Source organism: Serratia sp. A07 (assembly GCF_058725505.1).
The window spans coordinates 37,474-55,164 of the sequence record NZ_JBZXDO010000025.1; the positions used below are offsets into that span (position 1 = coordinate 37,474).

General features: G+C 63.2%; 17 protein-coding genes. 12 read left to right on the plus strand and 5 right to left on the minus strand.

Annotated elements, in window-relative coordinates; genetic code table 11:
* Positions 1 to 76: 76 nt before the first annotated feature.
* The gene (sodA, locus tag AC4PR2_RS20555) at positions 77 to 697 is read right to left on the minus strand and encodes a superoxide dismutase [Mn] (RefSeq protein WP_197803909.1); all 621 of its coding nucleotides are present in this window, start codon (positions 695 to 697) and stop codon (positions 77 to 79) included.
* A gap of 418 nt (positions 698 to 1,115) precedes the next feature.
* On the opposite strand from sodA, the gene fdnG reads away from it, so the two are divergent.
* The 10 genes from fdnG to AC4PR2_RS20605 all read left to right on the plus strand — a co-directional run bounded on the left by fdnG (position 1,116) and on the right by AC4PR2_RS20605 (position 11,969).
* Positions 1,116 to 4,163 carry a formate dehydrogenase-N subunit alpha gene (gene fdnG / locus AC4PR2_RS20560; protein WP_492175403.1) on the plus strand — a complete coding sequence of 1,016 codons (3,048 nt, stop codon included), beginning with the start codon at positions 1,116 to 1,118 and terminating at the stop codon, positions 4,161 to 4,163.
* Positions 4,164 to 4,175: 12 nt separating this feature from the next.
* Positions 4,176 to 5,078, plus strand: coding sequence for a formate dehydrogenase subunit beta (fdxH, locus tag AC4PR2_RS20565; protein ID WP_033649532.1), 903 nt, complete (start codon positions 4,176 to 4,178; stop codon positions 5,076 to 5,078).
* Positions 5,075 to 5,710 (plus strand): formate dehydrogenase cytochrome b556 subunit, encoded by a 636-nt coding sequence (fdoI, locus tag AC4PR2_RS20570; protein WP_004934017.1) that lies wholly within the window; start codon positions 5,075 to 5,077, stop codon positions 5,708 to 5,710. The genes fdxH and fdoI overlap by 4 nt, the downstream gene beginning before the upstream one ends.
* Positions 5,710 to 6,639: a formate dehydrogenase accessory protein FdhE gene (fdhE, locus tag AC4PR2_RS20575; RefSeq protein ID WP_038875958.1), complete on the plus strand. Its 930-nt coding sequence runs from the start codon at positions 5,710 to 5,712 to the stop codon at positions 6,637 to 6,639. The genes fdoI and fdhE overlap by 1 nt, the downstream gene beginning before the upstream one ends.
* Positions 6,640 to 6,753: 114 nt before the next feature.
* Positions 6,754 to 7,404, plus strand: coding sequence for a DcrB/PsbP domain-containing protein (locus AC4PR2_RS20580; RefSeq protein WP_049274320.1), 651 nt, complete (start codon positions 6,754 to 6,756; stop codon positions 7,402 to 7,404).
* A 40-nt stretch (positions 7,405 to 7,444) separates the two neighbouring features.
* Positions 7,445 to 8,050: a glutathione S-transferase gene (locus AC4PR2_RS20585; RefSeq protein ID WP_337046931.1), complete on the plus strand. Its 606-nt coding sequence runs from the start codon at positions 7,445 to 7,447 to the stop codon at positions 8,048 to 8,050.
* Positions 8,051 to 8,118: 68 nt separating this feature from the next.
* The gene (gene selA, locus AC4PR2_RS20590; protein ID WP_337046930.1) at positions 8,119 to 9,513 is read left to right on the plus strand and encodes an L-seryl-tRNA(Sec) selenium transferase; all 1,395 of its coding nucleotides are present in this window, start codon (positions 8,119 to 8,121) and stop codon (positions 9,511 to 9,513) included.
* On the plus strand, positions 9,510 to 11,351 hold the full coding sequence (selB, locus tag AC4PR2_RS20595) for a selenocysteine-specific translation elongation factor (RefSeq protein WP_337046928.1): 1,842 nt from the start codon (positions 9,510 to 9,512) through the stop codon (positions 11,349 to 11,351). Before selA ends, selB begins: the two co-directional genes overlap by 4 nt.
* An 82-nt stretch (positions 11,352 to 11,433) precedes the next feature.
* Positions 11,434 to 11,694 carry a CopG family ribbon-helix-helix protein gene (locus AC4PR2_RS20600; protein WP_041037283.1) on the plus strand — a complete coding sequence of 87 codons (261 nt, stop codon included), beginning with the start codon at positions 11,434 to 11,436 and terminating at the stop codon, positions 11,692 to 11,694.
* Positions 11,694 to 11,969: a type II toxin-antitoxin system RelE/ParE family toxin gene (locus AC4PR2_RS20605; RefSeq protein ID WP_033631416.1), complete on the plus strand. Its 276-nt coding sequence runs from the start codon at positions 11,694 to 11,696 to the stop codon at positions 11,967 to 11,969. Before AC4PR2_RS20600 ends, AC4PR2_RS20605 begins: the two co-directional genes overlap by 1 nt.
* Before the next feature lie 11 nt (positions 11,970 to 11,980).
* On the opposite strand, the gene AC4PR2_RS20610 is transcribed toward AC4PR2_RS20605, so the two are convergent.
* Entirely contained in the window at positions 11,981 to 12,892 is a 912-nt protein-coding gene (locus AC4PR2_RS20610; RefSeq protein ID WP_197803914.1) for a LysR family transcriptional regulator, read from the minus strand.
* Positions 12,893 to 13,013: 121 nt separating this feature from the next.
* Between AC4PR2_RS20610 and AC4PR2_RS20615 the strand changes: the two genes are divergently transcribed.
* Positions 13,014 to 13,640: a LysE family translocator gene (locus AC4PR2_RS20615; RefSeq protein ID WP_197830663.1), complete on the plus strand. Its 627-nt coding sequence runs from the start codon at positions 13,014 to 13,016 to the stop codon at positions 13,638 to 13,640.
* A gap of 53 nt (positions 13,641 to 13,693) precedes the next feature.
* Here AC4PR2_RS20615 and AC4PR2_RS20620 read toward each other — a convergent pair whose 3' ends face one another.
* On the minus strand, positions 13,694 to 14,941 hold the full coding sequence (locus AC4PR2_RS20620) for an MFS transporter (RefSeq protein ID WP_038875940.1): 1,248 nt from the start codon (positions 14,939 to 14,941) through the stop codon (positions 13,694 to 13,696).
* A gap of 217 nt (positions 14,942 to 15,158) precedes the next feature.
* On the opposite strand from AC4PR2_RS20620, the gene AC4PR2_RS20625 reads away from it, so the two are divergent.
* Positions 15,159 to 16,151, plus strand: coding sequence for an acyltransferase (locus AC4PR2_RS20625; RefSeq protein ID WP_060441242.1), 993 nt, complete (start codon positions 15,159 to 15,161; stop codon positions 16,149 to 16,151).
* On the opposite strand, the gene AC4PR2_RS20630 is transcribed toward AC4PR2_RS20625, so the two are convergent.
* Both AC4PR2_RS20630 and AC4PR2_RS20635 read right to left on the minus strand, forming a co-directional pair.
* A complete protein-coding gene (locus tag AC4PR2_RS20630; protein WP_049202579.1) occupies positions 16,146 to 17,069 on the minus strand; it encodes a GlxA family transcriptional regulator in 924 nt (307 codons plus the stop codon). The two genes, AC4PR2_RS20625 and AC4PR2_RS20630, sit on opposite strands and share 6 nt — an antisense overlap.
* Positions 17,070 to 17,071: 2 nt before the next feature.
* Complete coding sequence (locus tag AC4PR2_RS20635) at positions 17,072 to 17,623, minus strand: isochorismatase family protein (RefSeq protein WP_060441240.1); 552 nt, start codon at positions 17,621 to 17,623, stop codon at positions 17,072 to 17,074.
* Positions 17,624 to 17,691: the final 68 nt, after the last annotated feature.

Genomic DNA, 17,691 nt, shown 5'->3' on the forward strand with positions numbered 1-17,691 from the left:
GAAGTGGTCAAACTTTAGCGGATTTCAGGCAAAAAAATACCCGCCGGTGGCGGGCATCTTCATCAACGGGGGCGAATTACTTCTTCGCGGCGAAGCGTGCGGTGGCTTCATCCCAGTTGACCACGTTCCAGAACGCCTTGATGTAGTCAGGGCGTTTGTTCTGATATTTCAGGTAGTAAGCGTGTTCCCACACGTCCAGACCGATGATTGGGAAACCGGAAGCGCCGGCGACGGCTTCGCCCATCAGTGGGCTGTCCTGGTTAGCGGTAGACACCACGGCCAGTTTGCCGTCTTTCAGCACCAGCCAGGCCCAACCGGAACCGAAGCGGGTGGCTGCGGCTTTCTCGAACTCTTCCTGGAATTTCTCAACGCTGCCGAAATCGCGCTCGATGGCCGCTTTCAGATCGCCGCCCAGCGTGGTGCCGGTTTTCAGGTTTTTCCAGAAGAAGCTGTGGTTGGCGTGGCCGCCGGCGTTATTGCGCATGAAGGTGCGTTTGTCGGCAGGCACTTTATCCAGATCCTGGATCAGCTCTTCAACGCTGTATTTGGCCAGCTCTGGGTAGGCTTCCAGCACGGTGTTGGCGTTGTTGACGTAGGTCTGGTGGTGTTTGGTGTGATGGATTTCCATCGTCTGCTTGTCGAAATGCGGTTCCAGTGCGTCGTAAGCGTACGGCAGGGATGGCAGTGAATAACTCATAATCATCATCTCCAGTGGTGTATGGGCGGCGCAAAGGGCGAGCACCGCGTAAGCAGTCGGATCATTATAGTTAATTAAATGATATTGAAAATGATTATCAATGCCCTGTGAACTGTGTGGTTAATGAACAAATCGCTGCGCTAACATACTGATAGAAGAGGGCGGCGGATGGCCGCCTCAAGCCGTCGATCCGGCGCGTGGGTTACTCTCTATACTGTAGGGAGCACCCACGCCGAAATGTATCGAAATGTGCCAATGCGTTCACTGAATGAGCACGAGTGTGTAACAACCACAAGCACGCTGTGGTAATATGGCCGGCGTTCGTAGCAAGCATAACAACAGTGACATTCGCGTTTGCCGCGCTAGCGGGGCAGGCGCATTTGAACAATGTGACAATCGAGAGTGAAAGGAGACCCCCATGCAGGTCAGCAGAAGGCAGTTCTTTAAGATCTGCGCTGGCGGTATGGCAGGAACGACGGTGGCCGCGCTGGGCTTTGCCCCCGAAGTGGCGTTGGCGGAAACCCGGCAGTACAAACTGCTGCGCGCCCGCGAGACCCGTAATACCTGTACGTATTGTTCCGTCGGCTGTGGGCTGTTGATGTACAGCCTTGGTGATGGCGCCAAGAACGCCAAAGAAAGCATTTTCCATATCGAAGGGGATCCGGATCATCCGGTAAACCGCGGCGCGCTTTGCCCGAAAGGCGCCGGCCTGGTTGACTTCATCCACAGCGAAAGCCGCCTCAAGTACCCGGAATATCGGGCGCCAGGGTCGGACAAATGGCAACGCATCAGCTGGGACGACGCCTTTACCCGCATCGCCAAGCTGGTGAAAGAAGACCGCGACGCCAACTTCATCAAAACCAACGACCAGGGCGTTACCGTCAACCGTTGGCTGACCACCGGCATGCTGTGCGCCTCGGCCGCCAGCAACGAAACCGGTTTTCTGTCGCAAAAATTTAGTCGCGCTCTCGGCATGCTTGCCGTAGACAACCAGGCGCGTGTCTGACACGGACCAACGGTAGCAAGTCTTGCTCCAACATTTGGTCGCGGTGCGATGACCAACCACTGGGTTGATATCAAGAACGCGAATTTGATTATCGTCATGGGCGGTAATGCGGCGGAAGCGCATCCGGTGGGGTTCCGCTGGGCGATGGAAGCCAAAATACACAACAATGCCAAGCTGATCGTGATCGATCCGCGCTTTACCCGAACCGCATCGGTGGCGGACTTTTACACGCCGATCCGCTCCGGGACCGACATCGCTTTCCTGTCGGGCGTGTTGCTGTATCTGATGACCAACAACAAGTTCAACCGCGAATACGTCGAGGCCTACACCAACGCCAGCCTGCTGGTGCGGGAAGACTTTGCCTTCGAAGACGGCTTGTTCAGCGGCTACGACGCGGAAAATCGCAAGTACGACAAAACCACCTGGAACTACCAGTTCGACGAGAACGGCTTCGCCAAGCGCGACGTCACGCTGCAGGATCCGCGCTGCGTGTGGAACATGCTGAAACAGCACGTGAGCCGCTACACGCCTGACGTGGTGACCAACATCTGCGGCACGCCGAAGGACGATTTCCTCAAGGTGTGCGAATACATCGCCGAAACCTGCGTCGCGGATAAAACCGCTTCGTTCCTGTATGCCCTGGGCTGGACTCAGCACTCGGTCGGCGCGCAGAACATCCGTATCATGGCGATGATCCAGCTGCTGCTCGGCAACATGGGCATGGCGGGCGGCGGCGTCAACGCGCTGCGCGGCCACTCCAACATCCAGGGGCTGACCGATCTCGGCCTGCTGTCGCAGAGCCTGCCGGGCTACATGACGCTGCCGTCGGAGAAACAGACCGATCTCGAGACCTACCTGAAGGCCAACACGCCGAAGGCGCTGCTGCCGGGCCAGGTGAACTACTGGGGCAACTACCCGAAATTCTTCGTCAGCATGATGAAGACCTTCTACGGCGACAAGGCGCAGAAGGACAACAGCTGGGGCTTTGACTGGTTGCCGAAGTGGGACAAAGGCTACGACGTGCTGCAGTACTTCGAAATGATGGCGCAGGGCAAGGTCAACGGCTACTTCTGCCAGGGCTTTAACCCGGTGGCGTCGTTCCCAAATAAAAACAAGGTAGTGGCTTCGCTGTCCAAGCTGAAGTTCCTGGTGACCATCGATCCGTTGAACACCGAGACCTCCAACTTCTGGCAGAACCACGGCGAGTTCAACGAGGTGGATCCTTCGCAGATCCAGACCGAAGTGTTCCGCCTGCCGTCTACCTGCTTCGCCGAAGAAAACGGCTCGATCGTCAACTCCGGCCGCTGGCTGCAGTGGCACTGGAAAGGCGCAGATGCCCCGGGCGAAGCGCTGAACGACGGCGAGATCCTGGCGGGCATCTTCAGCCGCCTGCGCGAGATGTATGCGCGCGACGGCGGTGCGGTGCCGGAACAGGTGCTGAACATGCGCTGGGACTACCTGACGCCGGACAACCCGTCGCCGGAAGAGGTGGCGCAGGAAAACAACGGCAAGGCGCTGGCGGATCTGCTGGATGCCGACGGCAAAGTGCTGGTGAAAAAAGGCGAGCTGCTTAGCTCGTTCGCGCAGCTGCGCGACGACGGCACCACCGCCAGCGGTTGCTGGATCTTCGCCGGCAGCTGGACGCCGGCCGGCAACCAGATGGCGCGGCGCGACAACGCCGATCCGTCCGGCCTCGGCAATACGCTGGGCTGGGCCTGGGCATGGCCGCTCAACCGCCGCATCCTGTACAACCGCGCCTCGGCGGACCCGCAGGGTAAACCGTGGGATCCGAAACGCCAGCTGCTGGAGTGGGACGGCGCCAAGTGGGTCGGGGCCGATATCCCGGACTACAGCACCGCCGCGCCGGGCAGCGACGTCGGGCCGTTCATCATGCAGCCGGAGGGCATGGGCCGCCTGTTCGCCACCGACAAGATGGCGGAAGGGCCGTTCCCTGAACACTACGAGCCGTTCGAAACGCCGCTCGGCACCAACCCGCTGCACCCGAACGTGGTGTCCAACCCGGCGGCGCGCGTGTTCAAGGACGATCTGGCGGCGATGGGCAAATCCGACAAGTTCCCTTACGTCGGTACCACCTATCGTCTGACCGAGCACTTCCACTACTGGACCAAGCACGCGCGGCTGAACGCCATCGCGCAGCCGGAGCAGTTCGTGGAGATCGGTGAGAAGCTGGCAGAGAAGAAAGGCATCAAGCAGGGCGACACCGTGAAGGTCAGCTCCAACCGCGGCTACATCAAGGCCAAGGCGGTGGTGACCAAGCGTATTCGCACGCTGCAGGTGCACGGCCAGGAAGTCGACACCATCGGCATCCCGATCCACTGGGGTTACGAAGGGGTGGCGAAGAAAGGCTTTATCGCCAACACGCTGACGCCGTTCGTCGGCGACGCCAATACGCAAACGCCGGAGTTCAAGGCGTTCCTGGTCAACGTGGAAAAGGTGTAACGGAGACGAATTATGGCCATGCAATCTCAAGACATCATTCGTAAATCCGCCACCAATGGTTTCACGCCGGCGCCGCGCGCCCGTGACCACCAGGAAGAAGTGGCCAAACTGATCGATGTCACCACCTGTATCGGCTGCAAGGCCTGTCAGGTGGCCTGTTCCGAATGGAACGACATCCGCGACGAGGTGGGGCACAACGTCGGGGTGTACGATAACCCCGCCGATCTGACCGCCAAGTCGTGGACGGTGATGCGCTTCTCCGAGGTGGAGGAAAACGGCAAGCTGGAATGGCTGATCCGCAAGGATGGCTGCATGCACTGCGCCGATCCGGGCTGCCTGAAGGCCTGCCCGTCGGAAGGCGCGATCATTCAGTACGCCAACGGCATCGTCGACTTCCAGTCCGAGCACTGCATCGGCTGCGGCTACTGCATCGCCGGCTGCCCGTTCGACGTACCGCGCATGAACAAGGACGACAACCGGGTGTACAAGTGCACCCTGTGCGTCGACCGCGTGGACGTCGGCCAGGAACCGGCCTGCGTGAAAACCTGCCCGACCGGCGCCATTCACTTCGGCACCAAGGAAGCGATGAAGCAGGTAGCGGCAGATCGCGTCAGCGAGCTGAACACCCGCGGCTACCAGAACGCCGGTCTGTACGATCCGGCGGGGGTGGGCGGCACGCACGTGATGTACGTGCTGCACCACGCCGACAAACCGCAGCTGTACCACGGTTTGCCGGACAACCCGAGCATCAGCCCGGCGGTGACCTTCTGGAAGGGCGTGTGGAAACCCCTGGCGGCCATCGGCTTTGCCGCCACCTTCGCGGCCAGCGTGTTCCACTATGTCGGCGTCGGGCCTAACCGCGTCGACGATGAGGACGAGCACGACGAGTCGCACGACGAGGAGACGCGCAAATGAGAAAGGAAAAGCCCATTCAGCGTTACAGCGCACCGGAGCGCATCAATCACTGGATCGTGGCGTTCTGCTTCGTGTTCGCCGCCATCAGCGGGCTGGGGTTCTTCTTCCCCTCCTTCAACTGGCTGATGAACATCTTCGGGACGCCGCAGCTGGCGCGCATTCTGCACCCGTTTGTCGGGGTGATCATGTTTGCCGCGTTCCTGCTGATGTTCCTGCGCTACTGGAAGCATAACCTGATCAACCGGGAAGATATCGTCTGGGCCAAGAACATCCACAAAATCGCCATGAACGAGGAAGTGGGTGACACCGGGCGTTATAATTTCGGCCAGAAGTGCGTGTTCTGGGCGGCGATTATCAGCCTGGTGCTGCTGCTGGCCAGCGGCGTGGTGATCTGGCGGCCGTATTTTGCGCCGTCGTTCTCCATCCCGCTGATCCGCATCGCGCTGCTGGTGCATTCGCTGGCCGCGGTCGGCCTGATTATCGTGATTATGGTGCACATTTACGCCGCATTGTGGGTAAAAGGCACCATTACCGCGATGGTGGAAGGCTGGGTGCCGGCGGCCTGGGCCAAGAAACATCATCCGCGCTGGTACCGTGAGGTCCGCGAGAAACGACAGGAAGATAAACCCTGATGAGTATCCGCATCGTTCCTAAAGAGCAGTTAGGGGCACAGCGTGAGAAGTCCACAACGGCGGAGAACATCCCGCCGTTACTTTTCGCCAACCTGAAAAGCCTGTACAGCCGCCGCGCCGATCGTCTGCGTCAGCTGGCGGTCGATAACCCGCTGGGCGACTACCTGAACTTCGCCGCTGAGCTGGCGCAGGCGCAGCAGCATGCGCTGCACGATAACCCGCTGGAGCTCGATCTGAGCGAAGCGCTGGCGCAGGGCGCCGCCAGCGGCAAACCGCCGCTCGATCTGAGCGTGTTCCCGCGCAGCGAGCACTGGCGCAAGCTGCTGACGTCGCTGATCGCCGAGCTGCGCCCGCAGGCGCCGGAGCATATACTGGCGGTGCTGGACAACCTGGAGAAAGCCTCGGCGCACGAGTTGGAGCTGATGGCCGACGCCTTGCTCAACCGCGAGTTCGGCAAGGTGGGCAGCGAGAAGGCGCCGTTCCTCTGGGCCGCGCTGTCGCTCTATTGGGCGCAGATGGCCAGCCTGATCCCCGGCAAGGCGCGCGCCGAATACGGCGAGCAGCGCCAGTTCTGCCCGGTGTGCGGCAGCATCCCGGTCTCCAGCATGGTGCACATTGGCACCGTCAACGGCCTGCGCTACCTGCACTGCAACCTGTGCGAAAGCGAATGGCACGTGGTGCGGGTGAAGTGCAGCAACTGCGAGCAGACCCGCGATCTCAACTACTGGTCGCTGGACAGCGAGCAGGCGGCGGTGAAGGCGGAGAGCTGCGGCGACTGCGGTACTTACCTGAAGATCCTCTATCAGGAAAAAGACCCGCAGGTCGAAGCGGTGGCCGACGATCTGGCTTCGTTGGTGCTGGACGCCCGCATGGAAGAAGAAGGCTTCGGCCGCAGCAGCATCAATCCGTTCCTGTTCCCGGCGGAGTAACCGCCCGGCCCCGTTCGCGCGGGGCCGGACCAGCAATTTCAGAACGGGCTTCTGGCATTCGCCCGGGCGAGTTGCTACGTTTAGGCCATAACGCGCCAAGCGAAAGGAACCACGATGTTAAACACCCTGGCAAAACTGACCGCGGTCGCCGTGCTGGCGATGGGACTGGCGGCCTGCGACAACAAAGACGACACCAAACCGGCGGTGCCGCCACCGGACACCAAGCCGACCGTGACGCAGCCCGCGCCACCGCCGCCGCCTGCGCCGGTAGAAACCCCGCCCGCGCCGCCGGGGCTGAGCGTGTCGCTGCAGAAGGGCAAAATCACCTTCGAGCTGCCGCCGGGATTTAGCGATCAGACGCTGAACAGCGGCATCATCAACGACAGCACCTCCACCATTCAGCGCTTCCTTGACGGCAAGTCGCGCCAGAGCGCGGTTTCGTCCGAGGTGATCCCGCCGGACGACATGAAGCTCAACACCAGCGACAAAATGCTGAAAGAGCTGGCGCAGAGCGCCATCACGGTGCTGGCCGAGCGCTATCAGAATATCCAGACCACCAAAGAAGAGAACTTCACCGTCGGCAAACAGAAGTTTCGCCGGGTGGATACCGAGCAGACCGTCAACGGGCAGAAGGTGGTGTCCACGCTGGTGCTGACGGTGTTCAACAAGCGGGTGGTGACGCTGCAAATGCTGTCGCCGGCCAAAACGCCGGAAGTGCACCAGGCGCTGGTGCAGCGGATTATCGATACCCTGGCGGTGAAGTAAGGGCGCCGCGCCGCGGCCAGGACGAAGCGGAGGAGAACGGATGAAGCTTATCGGCAGTTACACCAGTCCCTTTGTGCGCAAGATTTCCGTGATGCTGCTGGAGAAGGGGATCGCGTTCGAATTCCTCAACGATCCGCCGTATGAGCCCGGCAGCCGGGTGAAGGAGCTGAACCCGCTCGCCAAGGTGCCGGTGCTGATCGCCGATGACGGCGAGGTGTTTTACGACTCGCCGGTGGTGGCCGAATACCTTGAGCTGCTGGCGGTGGAACCGGCGTTCTTGCCGGCCGATCGCGCCGCCGCGTTGCGCGTCCGCCAGGTGGCGGCGCTGGCGGACGGCGTGACCGAAGCGGCGGCGACCCTGTTTCGCGAAAGCCGGCGCGCGCCGGAAAAACAGGACGAAAACTGGATGCTGCGCCAGCGTGACAAACTGACGCAGGGGTTGGATGCGCTGGAGGCGCTGGCGCGGGAAAAAACGTGGCTCAATGCCGAGCGGCTGACGCTGGCGGATATCGCCACCGGCTGCGCGCTGGGCTACCTCAATTTCCGCCGCATCCTGCCCAACTGGTGCGTCGAGCGCCCGGCGCTGGTCAAGCTGGCCGAACGCCTGTTCGCCCGCGAAAGCTTCGCCCGCACCTCGCCGCCCTGAGCTTTTTTCTCCCCCGCCGCGGCGGGGTTTTGCTATGCCGATACGTCTAAACTGAAAACCGAGCGACCATGAGCACTGAATCCCACCTTCTTTACAGCCAACTGCCCGCCATCGACCGCCTGCTGCGAGAACCCGCGATTGAACCGCTGGTGGCGCAGCATGGCCAGACGCTGATCGGCGAACTGCTGCGCCGGCTGCAGGCCGAGGCGCGCGCCGCTATCAAGCAACAGCAACGTTTACCCGCCTGGTGCGACGACTGGCCGCAGGCGCTGCGGGCGGAGCTGGCCCGGCAGCAACGCCCGGCTTTGCTGCCGGTGTTCAACCTCAGCGGCACCGTGCTGCACACCAACCTCGGGCGCGCCCTGCTGGCGCAGCCGGTGAAGGACGCGGTAAGCGCGGTGATGGGGGAGGCGGTGACGCTGGAGTACGATCTGGATGGTGCCGGGCGCGGCCATCGCGATCGGGCGGTGGCGAGTCTGCTGTGCCGGCTGACCGGCGCGGAGGACGCCTGCATCGTCAATAACAACGCGGCGGCGGTGCTGCTGATGCTGGCGGCGATCGCTCCCGGCAAAGAGGTGGTAGTGTCGCGCGGCGAGCTGGTGGAGATCGGCGGCGCGTTCCGCATACCCGACGTGATGCGCCAGGCGGGCTGCCAACTGGTGGAGGTCGGCACCACCAACCGTACCCATCTGAAAGATTACCGCCAGGCCATCAACGAGCAGACCGGCCTGTTGATGAAGGTGCACACCAGCAACTACAGCATTCAGGGCTTTACTGCGGCGGTCGACGAGGCCGAACTGGCGCAGCTCGGGGCCGAACAGGGCGTGCCGACCGCCACCGATCTGGGCAGCGGCTCGCTGATCGACATGGCGCAGTACGGCCTGCCCGCCGAACCGATGCCGCAGCGGCTGCTGGCCGCTGGCGTCGATCTGGTGACGTTCTCCGGCGATAAGCTGCTGGGCGGCCCGCAGGCCGGCATCATCGTCGGCAAAAAGGCGCTGATCGCTCGCCTGCAGCAGCATCCGCTCAAACGCGCGCTGCGCGTCGGCAAGCTGACGCTGGCGGCCCTGGAGGCCACGCTGCGGCTCTATCTGCAGCCGGAAAAACTGGCTGAGCAGCTGCCGACGCTGCGGCTGCTGACCCGCCCGCAGCTGGAGATGCAACAGGCGGCCGAGCGGCTGCTGGTGGCGCTGACGCCACGGTTCACCGCCGATTTCGAGCTGCGCGCCGAACCGTGCTGGTCGCAGATTGGCAGCGGTTCACTGCCGGTGGATCGCCTGCCCAGCTATGCGCTGACCTTCACGCCGCGCGACGGCCGCGGCGCCACGCTGGAGGCGCTGGCTGAACACTGGCGCCGCCTGCCGCAGCCGGTGATCGGCCGCCTCGGCGACGGCCGGCTGTGGCTGGATCTGCGCTGTCTGGAACAGGAAGGGGCGCTGATCGAAGCGCTGAGCGCCTCATGATCATCGCCACCGCCGGCCATGTCGATCATGGCAAAACCACCCTGCTGCAGGCGATCTCGGGGATCAACGCGGATCGCCTGCCGGAAGAAAAGCGCCGCGGCATGACCATCGATCTGGGTTACGCCTACTGGCCGCAGCCGGACGGCCGGGTGCTGGGCTTTATCGACGTGCCCGGCCACGAGAAATTCCTCGCCAATATGCTGGCGGGCGTCGGCGGTATCGACCATGCATTGCTGGTGGTGGCCTGCGACGACGGCGTGATGGCGCAAACCCGCGAGCATCTGGCGATCCTGCGCCTGAGCGGGCGCCCGGCGCTGACGGTGGCGTTGACCAAGGCCGACCGGGTGGACGCGGCGCGTGTCGACGAGGTACGCCGCCAGGTGCGCGACGAACTGGTGCGCCAGGGCTGGCCCGATGCGCCGCTGTTTGTTACCGCGGCGGCGGCGGGGGAAGGCATCGAGGCGCTGCGCGCGCATTTGCTGGCGCTGCCCTCCGGCGAGCACGCGCTGACGCGCCGTTTTCGCCTGGCGGTAGACCGTGCGTTCAGCGTCAAAGGGGCGGGGCTGGTGGTGACCGGCACCGCGCTCGGTGGCCGGGTGCAGGTGGGGGATTCGCTGTGGCTGACCGGCGCCGACGCGCCGGTGCGGGTGCGTGGCCTGCACGCCCAAAATCAGACCGTGGAGCAGGCGCAGGCCGGGCAACGCATTGCGTTGAACATCAGCGGCGATGTCGATAAAGACCGGATCGCGCGCGGCGACTGGCTGCTGGCGCAGCGTCCGCCGGAGGCGGCGGAACGCATTCTGGTGGCGCTGGAAGCGGATCGGCCGATCCGCCATTGGCAGCCGCTGCATCTGCACCATGCCGCCAGCCACATCACCGGGCGCATTTCGCTGCTGAACGACGGGTTGGCGGAACTGATCCTCGATCGCCCGCTGTGGCTGGCGGAAAACGATCGGCTGGTGCTGCGCGACATCGGCGCACGGCAAACGCTGGGCGCGGCCCGGGTGCTCAGGCTGAGCGCGCCCAAGCGCGGCAAGCGCCAGCCGGACTACCTGGCATGGCTGCAGGCTCTGGCGCAGGCGCAAGAAGATGCGCAGGTGCTGGCGCTTGAGCTGCCGCAGGGCGCGCTGTCGCTGGCGGCGTTCGCCTGGGCGCGTCAGTTGACCGACGACGGCCTGGCGGCACTGCTGGCGGACCGCGATCTGCTGATCGTCGGTGACCGGGCGCTCGCGCAGGATCAGGTGCAACAGGCGGAGAGCCGGCTGCTGCAGGTGCTGGCGGAGTACCACCAACAGCACGCCGACCAGCTGGGGTTAGGGCGCGCCCGCCTGCGGCGTATGGCGCTGCCTCAGCAGCCGGAAGCGTTGGTGTTTATGATGATCGATCGGCTGCTGAAAGCCGGTGCGCTGCGCAACACGCGCGGCTGGCTGCATCTGCCGGAACACGGTCTGGCATTCAGCGCCGAAGAGGCGCCGCTGTGGGCACGCATCGAACCGCTGTTCGGCGACGAGCCGTGGTGGGTGCGCGATCTGGCGAGCGAGTTGGGCGAGGAAGAGAGCCGGGTACGGGCGCTGCTGCGTAAGGCAGCTCAGCTGGGCCATGTGACGGCGGTGGTGGTGGATCGCTACTACCTCAGCCGACGCATCGATCAGTTCGCGGCGCTGATCCGCGAGCTGGATGCGGAGCGGGGCGGCGCCAACGCCGCCGACTTCCGCGATCGGCTCGGCGTCGGGCGCAAGCTGGCGATCCAGGTGCTGGAGTTCTTCGATCGCAGCGGTTTTACCCGCCGCAAGGGTAACGAGCATTTGCTGCGCGACGGCGGGTTGTTCGGCAACTGATAGCGTGTTTTTTGTTCTCTGATGGCAGTATAATCAGCTTTAATCACTTTGATTGATGTCGATTGTATTGAGGAGCAAGACGATGAATACGAAAGTCATCACCGCTCATGTGCCGCTGCCTTTGGCTGAAAAGGTGGATGAAATGGCCGCCAAACTTGACCGCTCACGGGGATGGATAGTGAAGCAAGCCCTCGCCGCCTGGCTTGAGCAAGAGGAAGAGCGCCGTCGATTAACGCTGGCGGCGCTGGCCGATGTCGAACAGCAAAACGTTATCGATCATGAGTCGGTAGAAGCCTGGGCTGCCAGCCTGGACAGTGACGATCCGCTGCCGGTACCGCGCTGATGGAGTTAAAATGGACGAGTAAGGCGCTATCGGATTTGGCGCGTTTGTTTGAGTTTCTTGCCTTGGCTAACCGTACTGCGGCAGCGAATTCGGTGAAGGCTTTGGTCGCCGCGCCTAAAGCGTTGCTTGATAATCCTCGCTTGGGTGAAAGGTTGGACGAGTTTTTACCGCAGGAAGTGAGGCGTATTCTGGTCGGCCGCTATGAGATACGTTACCAGGTGCAGCCGGCAGCGATTTATGTTCTGCGTATTTGGCATACCCGCGAAGAGCGATAGGCCAAATTCCCCTAGCCGATAAACCTGACGGCGGCCCGGCTGACGTCGGGCGTTTGGGCGGTGAGAAACGCCTGTAAGCGTTCGATCAGCGGCCGTTTCGCCGACTCCGCCGGCCAAACCAGATAATAGCCCTCGCCGGTGCGCACGGCGGCGTCACAAGGCAGCGCCAATAATCCCTCCTCAATGGTTCGCAGGCTCAGCGCCAGATCCCCGATCGAGATGCCGTGCCCGGCGATGGCTGCGGCGTTGCCCTGTTCCAGCGAATCAAATACCTGGCCGCGTGCAAGATCGATCGGGGCCGCGATGCCGCTTTTTTGCAGCCAGCGCCGCCAGTCGCGCCGATCGGGCGAAGGGTGGATCAGCGGGCAGGTGGCGAGATCGCGCTGCCCGTCGGCGAGCAGCGCGGGGGCGCAAATCGGGATCAGCCATTCGTCGAACAGCTTGGCGGCGGCGGTATTGGCGCCGAAATGACCGTTGCCGAGCAGGATGGCGCAGTCGTAGGGTTCGCTGAAAAAATCCACGCTGTCGATGTCCATCCAGACGCTGGCTGCCTGCACGTCGAACGCCTGCGCCGTTTGCCGGAACCGGCTCAGGCAGTCCAGCAGCCAGCGCATGGTCAGGGTGGAAGGCGCCTTCAGCCGCAGCAGATCGCGGTGGCTTCTGAACAGCTCGCAGGCTTGCTCGATGCGGCCAAACCCTTGCTGCAGCTCGGCGGCGAAGATTTTCCCCTGCGGCGTGACCTCGATACGCGGGCCGTTGCGCTGGAACAGCCGGCAGCCGAAGTGCTGCTCCAGCGTTTTGATGTGCTTGCTGACCGCGCTCGGGGTGAGATGCAGCTCCTCGGCGGCCAGCGTGAACGAGCCGGTGCGGGCGGCGCTTTCGAAGGCGCGCAGGGCGTAAAGCGGCGGAAGGGAACTGGCCATCGCGGCGTCTCTAATAATGAGTCTGATTCACAGTAAACGACAGGATTACTCCTTTTTCAAGGCGGGGGCGGCGGCATGATAATGGCGCGACGCCAACTGACTGAATGTGAGTGAAATAAAGATGAACCTGTCGTTACTGGCGGCGTATTTCGCCGCCATTTTGTTGCTGATCGCCACGCCGGGGCCGGTGGTGGCGATGGTGGCCAACACCGCCGCGCGCTTTGGCGCCCGGCGTGCGCTGTTGACCGCGCTGGGCAGCAACGGGGCCTCCTTGTTGCTGATCGGCATCGCCGCGCTGATTATCACCGGGCTGTTCGCCGTGGATATGCGCATGCTGCAGTGGGTAGGCCTGCTGGGTTGCCTGTTTATCGGCCGTATGGCGATCGTCTCGCTGTATGAGGATTTATCCGCGCGAACCCCCGATGCGCAGCCCGTTGCGCCGCCGCAAAAACGCTCGGCGATCCTGAACGGTTTTCTGGTGGGCATCGCCAACCCCAAAGACATTGTCTTCTTCGTCGCCTTTTTCCCGCAGTTTATCGCCGTCACCCCCTCGATCGGCACCAGCCTGACGCTGCTGACCGCGCTGTGGGTGCTGGCGGACTTCGCCATCTTGCTGACCTATATCACCCTGCTGTCGGGAATGGCGCTGCAGCACGCGCGGCGGGCGATCTCTGTCCTGTCGGCGTCGCTGCTGTTGGGGGTGGCGGTAGTGGGAGCGGGGTATGCGCTGTGGGGGCTGTTCGGCTGAAGCCGCATAAAAAACGCCGGTCGGGAAACCGGACCGGCGTTTTATCGTGGCATTTAAGCCGCGCCGGTCGGCTGCGGCGTGGGGTCGCCGTTGCGGCGTTTGCCGAGGAACAGCGCCACCAGCGTCAGCCAGCACAGGCCGCTGATGAGGTTGAACAGGTTGAACAGCCCGCTGCCGCCCCAGACGTAGGCGACCTTGGCCAGTTCGATGCCGACGGTGAACACCATCATGCTCAGCATGCCCATGGTGGCTGACACCGTGCCCTTGCTGACGTTGCTGGAGAACAGCGTCAGGCGATACAGCCCGGCGTTGGCGAGGCCAATGCCGAAGGCGTACAGGCTCAGGCCGGCGGTCATCCACAGGTAGGCGTGGCTGGAGAACTGGGTTGCCAGCGCGGCGATCAGCAGCCCCAACAGCATTGGGCCTGCGCCCAGCTTGATCAGGCGCTCCACGCTGTTTTTGCCGGTCAGGCGCGCCAGCGTCAGGTTGCCGAGGATCAGCGCGCCGAACACCGGGATCTGCAGCAGGCCGTAGTCCAGCGTCGACAGCGACTCACCGCTGATCAGGATCACCGGCGACTGGGCGATCCAGGCCAGCAGCGGCAGGCTGGCGAAACCGATCGCCAGCGCGCCGCACAGGAAGCGGCGGTTGCCCAGCACCTGGCGGTAGTCGCGCCACAGGTTGGCGGCGGAGAACGCCTCGCCCTGCAGCGTGGCGGTTTCCGGCATCGCTTTCCACAGGCCGTAGAAGGCGATGGCCGCCAGCGCGGCGAACAGCACGAACATGCTCTGCCACGGCGCGACGTGGATCAGCGCCGCGCCGGCCAGCGGCCCGAGCAGCGGGGCGATCAGCGCCACGTTGGCCATCAGCGCGGTGATCTTGATGCACACCGATTCTTCAAACGACTCCTGAATGGTGGCGTAGCCGACGGCGCCGATAAAGCACAGGCCGATGCCCTGCAGGAAACGCATGGCGATGAACTGTTCGATGGTGGTGACCAGCAGGATCGCCAGGCAGGCGACGATAAAGAACGCCACCCCGGCCAGCATCACCGGGCGACGGCCGCGGCGATCCGACAGCGGCCCGAGCAGCCACTGCAGGAAGATGCCGCCGGCCAGATAGGCGGTCATCGAGGTGGGTACCCACTCTTCGCCGGCGTTGAAATCCGCCACGACGGCCAGCATGCCCGGCTGAATCATATCGTTGCCGATATAGGTGGCGAACTCGAACAGCACCAGACAAAGAGGGAATAAAAGCGCCTGTCGGCCCAAACGTGCCGCAGGTGGTAATGTCGTTTTCATATTATTGTACTGATAGTAAAAGAGAAAAAGGAACTGCCAGGGCGGGAAGCGCAAACTGAGCGAGTTGTGGCGGCTATTTTGCCGCCAATTGTTCACCTTCGCAATAATAAGGTGTTGTTTAAGTGCATTCTGATATTTCGCTTTTGGGTTGTCGCCGAACGCCGTGCCCGATAACCTCTTCTTAACATATCAATATGACACAAGATCGGGCGAGCGTTTGAGCGAGAAAATCGGCTGGATAGACAACCTGCGGGCGATGGCGTGCATGATGGTGGTGATGATCCACGCCACCACCTATTACGTCACCAACGGCGCGGCGATAGGGCTGCACAATTGGGATATCGCCAACGTGCTGAACTCGCTGTCGCGCGTGTCGGTGCCGCTGTTTTTCATGATTTCCGGCTACCTGTTCTTCGGCGACAAGAGCGCCGGCCGGCGGCATTTCACCCGTATCGCCTGCTGCATTCTGTTCTACAGCGCCATCGCGCTGATCTATATCGCGGCCTTTACCAAGATCGGCTTCTGGCCGTCGCTGCGCGCCATCCTGCAAAAGCCGGTGTTCTATCATCTGTGGTTTTTCTATGCCATTGCGGTGATTTACCTGCTGTCGCCGCTGATCAGCGTCAAGCCGGTGTCGCGCCGTTACCTGGCCGCCGCGCTGGTGGTGTTGGCGGCGATCGCCAACCCGAATACCGACAAGCTGACCTTCGGCAACGTGCACCTGCTGCCGGTTAACCTGTATATCTACGGCGATACCTTCTACTACCTGCTGTATGCGCTGGCCGGGCGGGCGATTGGCATGATGGAGGCGCGCGGGCGCGTCGTGGGCTGGCTGGCGGCGCTGGGATTTGCGCTGTGCGTGGCGCTGATCGCGCGCGGCACCAAGCACCAGCTGTTCATCAACGGCAACTTCGCCGATACCTACTATATCTACAGCGGCCCGCTGGTGTTTATGGCGGCGGTGGCGCTGCTGGTGTGGGTGAAACACTGTCTGCCGCAGCCGATCGGCTGGCTGAGCGCGTTCTCCCGCCATTCGCTGGCGATCTACGGTTTTCACGCCCTTATCGTCAACGTGATGCGCAGCCGGCACCTGGATTTCACTGGCCACCCGCTGCTGGATATCTTCTGGGTGTTCGGCGTGGCGCTGGGGCTCAGCCTGCTGCTGTCTGTCGGCCTGCAGCGGCTGGATACCCGCCGGCTGGTGTCATAGCGGCGAGCGCTGGCGCTGCTGGGCGCGGCGCAGCTGCCGCCCGGAAGAAAAGCCGGCCGCCAGCGCGGCCTTCTCCAACCCATATCCTTGCTGCAGGCGCTGTTGCGCCACCGCCAGCCGCAGCTGCTCATGATATTCCCGCACGCTGATGCCGACGTGGCTGCGAAACAGCCGCGCCAGGTGGCGGCTGCTGACGTGCGCTTTTTCCGCCACCTGCGGCACCGACCAGTCGGCCTCCGGCTCGGCGGCCATCACGTCCTGCGCGCGGTGCACCGCCGGGTGCAGGTGGTTGCGGTAGCGCAGCCAGGGCGACAGCTGCGGATCGTCCCCCGCGCGGCGGAAATAGACCACCATATCGCGGGCGACGTCGCGCGCCCGGCCGGAGCCGCAGTGGCGGTGGACCAGGTGCAGCGCCAAATCGATGCCGGTGGTGATGCCCGCGCTGGTGTAGACGCCGCGATCTTCGACGAAGATACGGTTCTCTTTCACCTGCGCCGCCGGCGCCTGCCGGCGGATACGCTCGATGACGTCGTGGTGGGTGGTGCACTGATAGCCGTCGAGCAGCCCGGCCTGCGCCGCCAGCAGCGCGCCGGAGCAGATGCACACCAGGGTGATGCGCTGCCGCTGCAGATCGGGCCGCAGCGTCGCCAGCCAGCGGCGCGCCTGCTCGGCCTCTTCCCCGGCGAAATAGCGCTGCGAATCGCCGACGCCCGGCAGCACCAGGATGGCGCCGTCTTCCAGGCGTTCGGGCAACGGCTGCAGGCCGCTCAGCGTCATGCCGATGGAGCAGACGATCTGCGGCGCCGGGCTGAGATAACGCAGGCTGAACTGCCCCGCGAGGCGCAGGGTTTCCGCCGGGCCGCTGACGTCCAGCGACAGCACGTTGGGCAACAGCAGAAAATAGACGGCCTGCGACATGGTTACTCCTGTGCGAGTTGCGCCAGCGCCTCATCCACGCTGGCGATGCGGGCGAAACGATCGACCAGTACGGTTTCAGTATGCCGCTTCAGCTGCGCGGGGGTAAAGACTTCACCGTCGGGATGGCGCATCGGGAAGGTCAGCGTCGCCTCGGTGACGAAGGTCACCCGATAACCGAGATCGGACGCCACCCGGGTGGTGGTTTCGCAGCACTGCTCGGTACGGATGCCGGAGACGATCAGGTGGTTGATATCCCGCTCGCGCAGCCAGGCGTCGAGGCCGGATTCGGTCAGCGCATTGTGCACATGCTTATGCACGGTGATATCCGCCTGGTGGGTGAGGAACGGCAGGCGCTGCACGTGGCCTGATGCCAGCGAGAACGGCCCCTGTGGCGAAACGTGCAGCACGTCGACCAGCGCCGCGCCGCGTTGTTGGCAGCCCGCGATCAGGCGGGTCAGCGCCTGCTGAAACGCCGGCAGATCGTCCTCCTGCCAGAATGGACGGTGCTGGAATGATTGTTGGACATCGATGATCAATAACGCGCTCTGTGACATTTTCGGCCCTCCGCCAGTGTGTGTAGCGACCATCTTGCGCTGCACCTTGCTCTGGCAGAAGGCCAAAA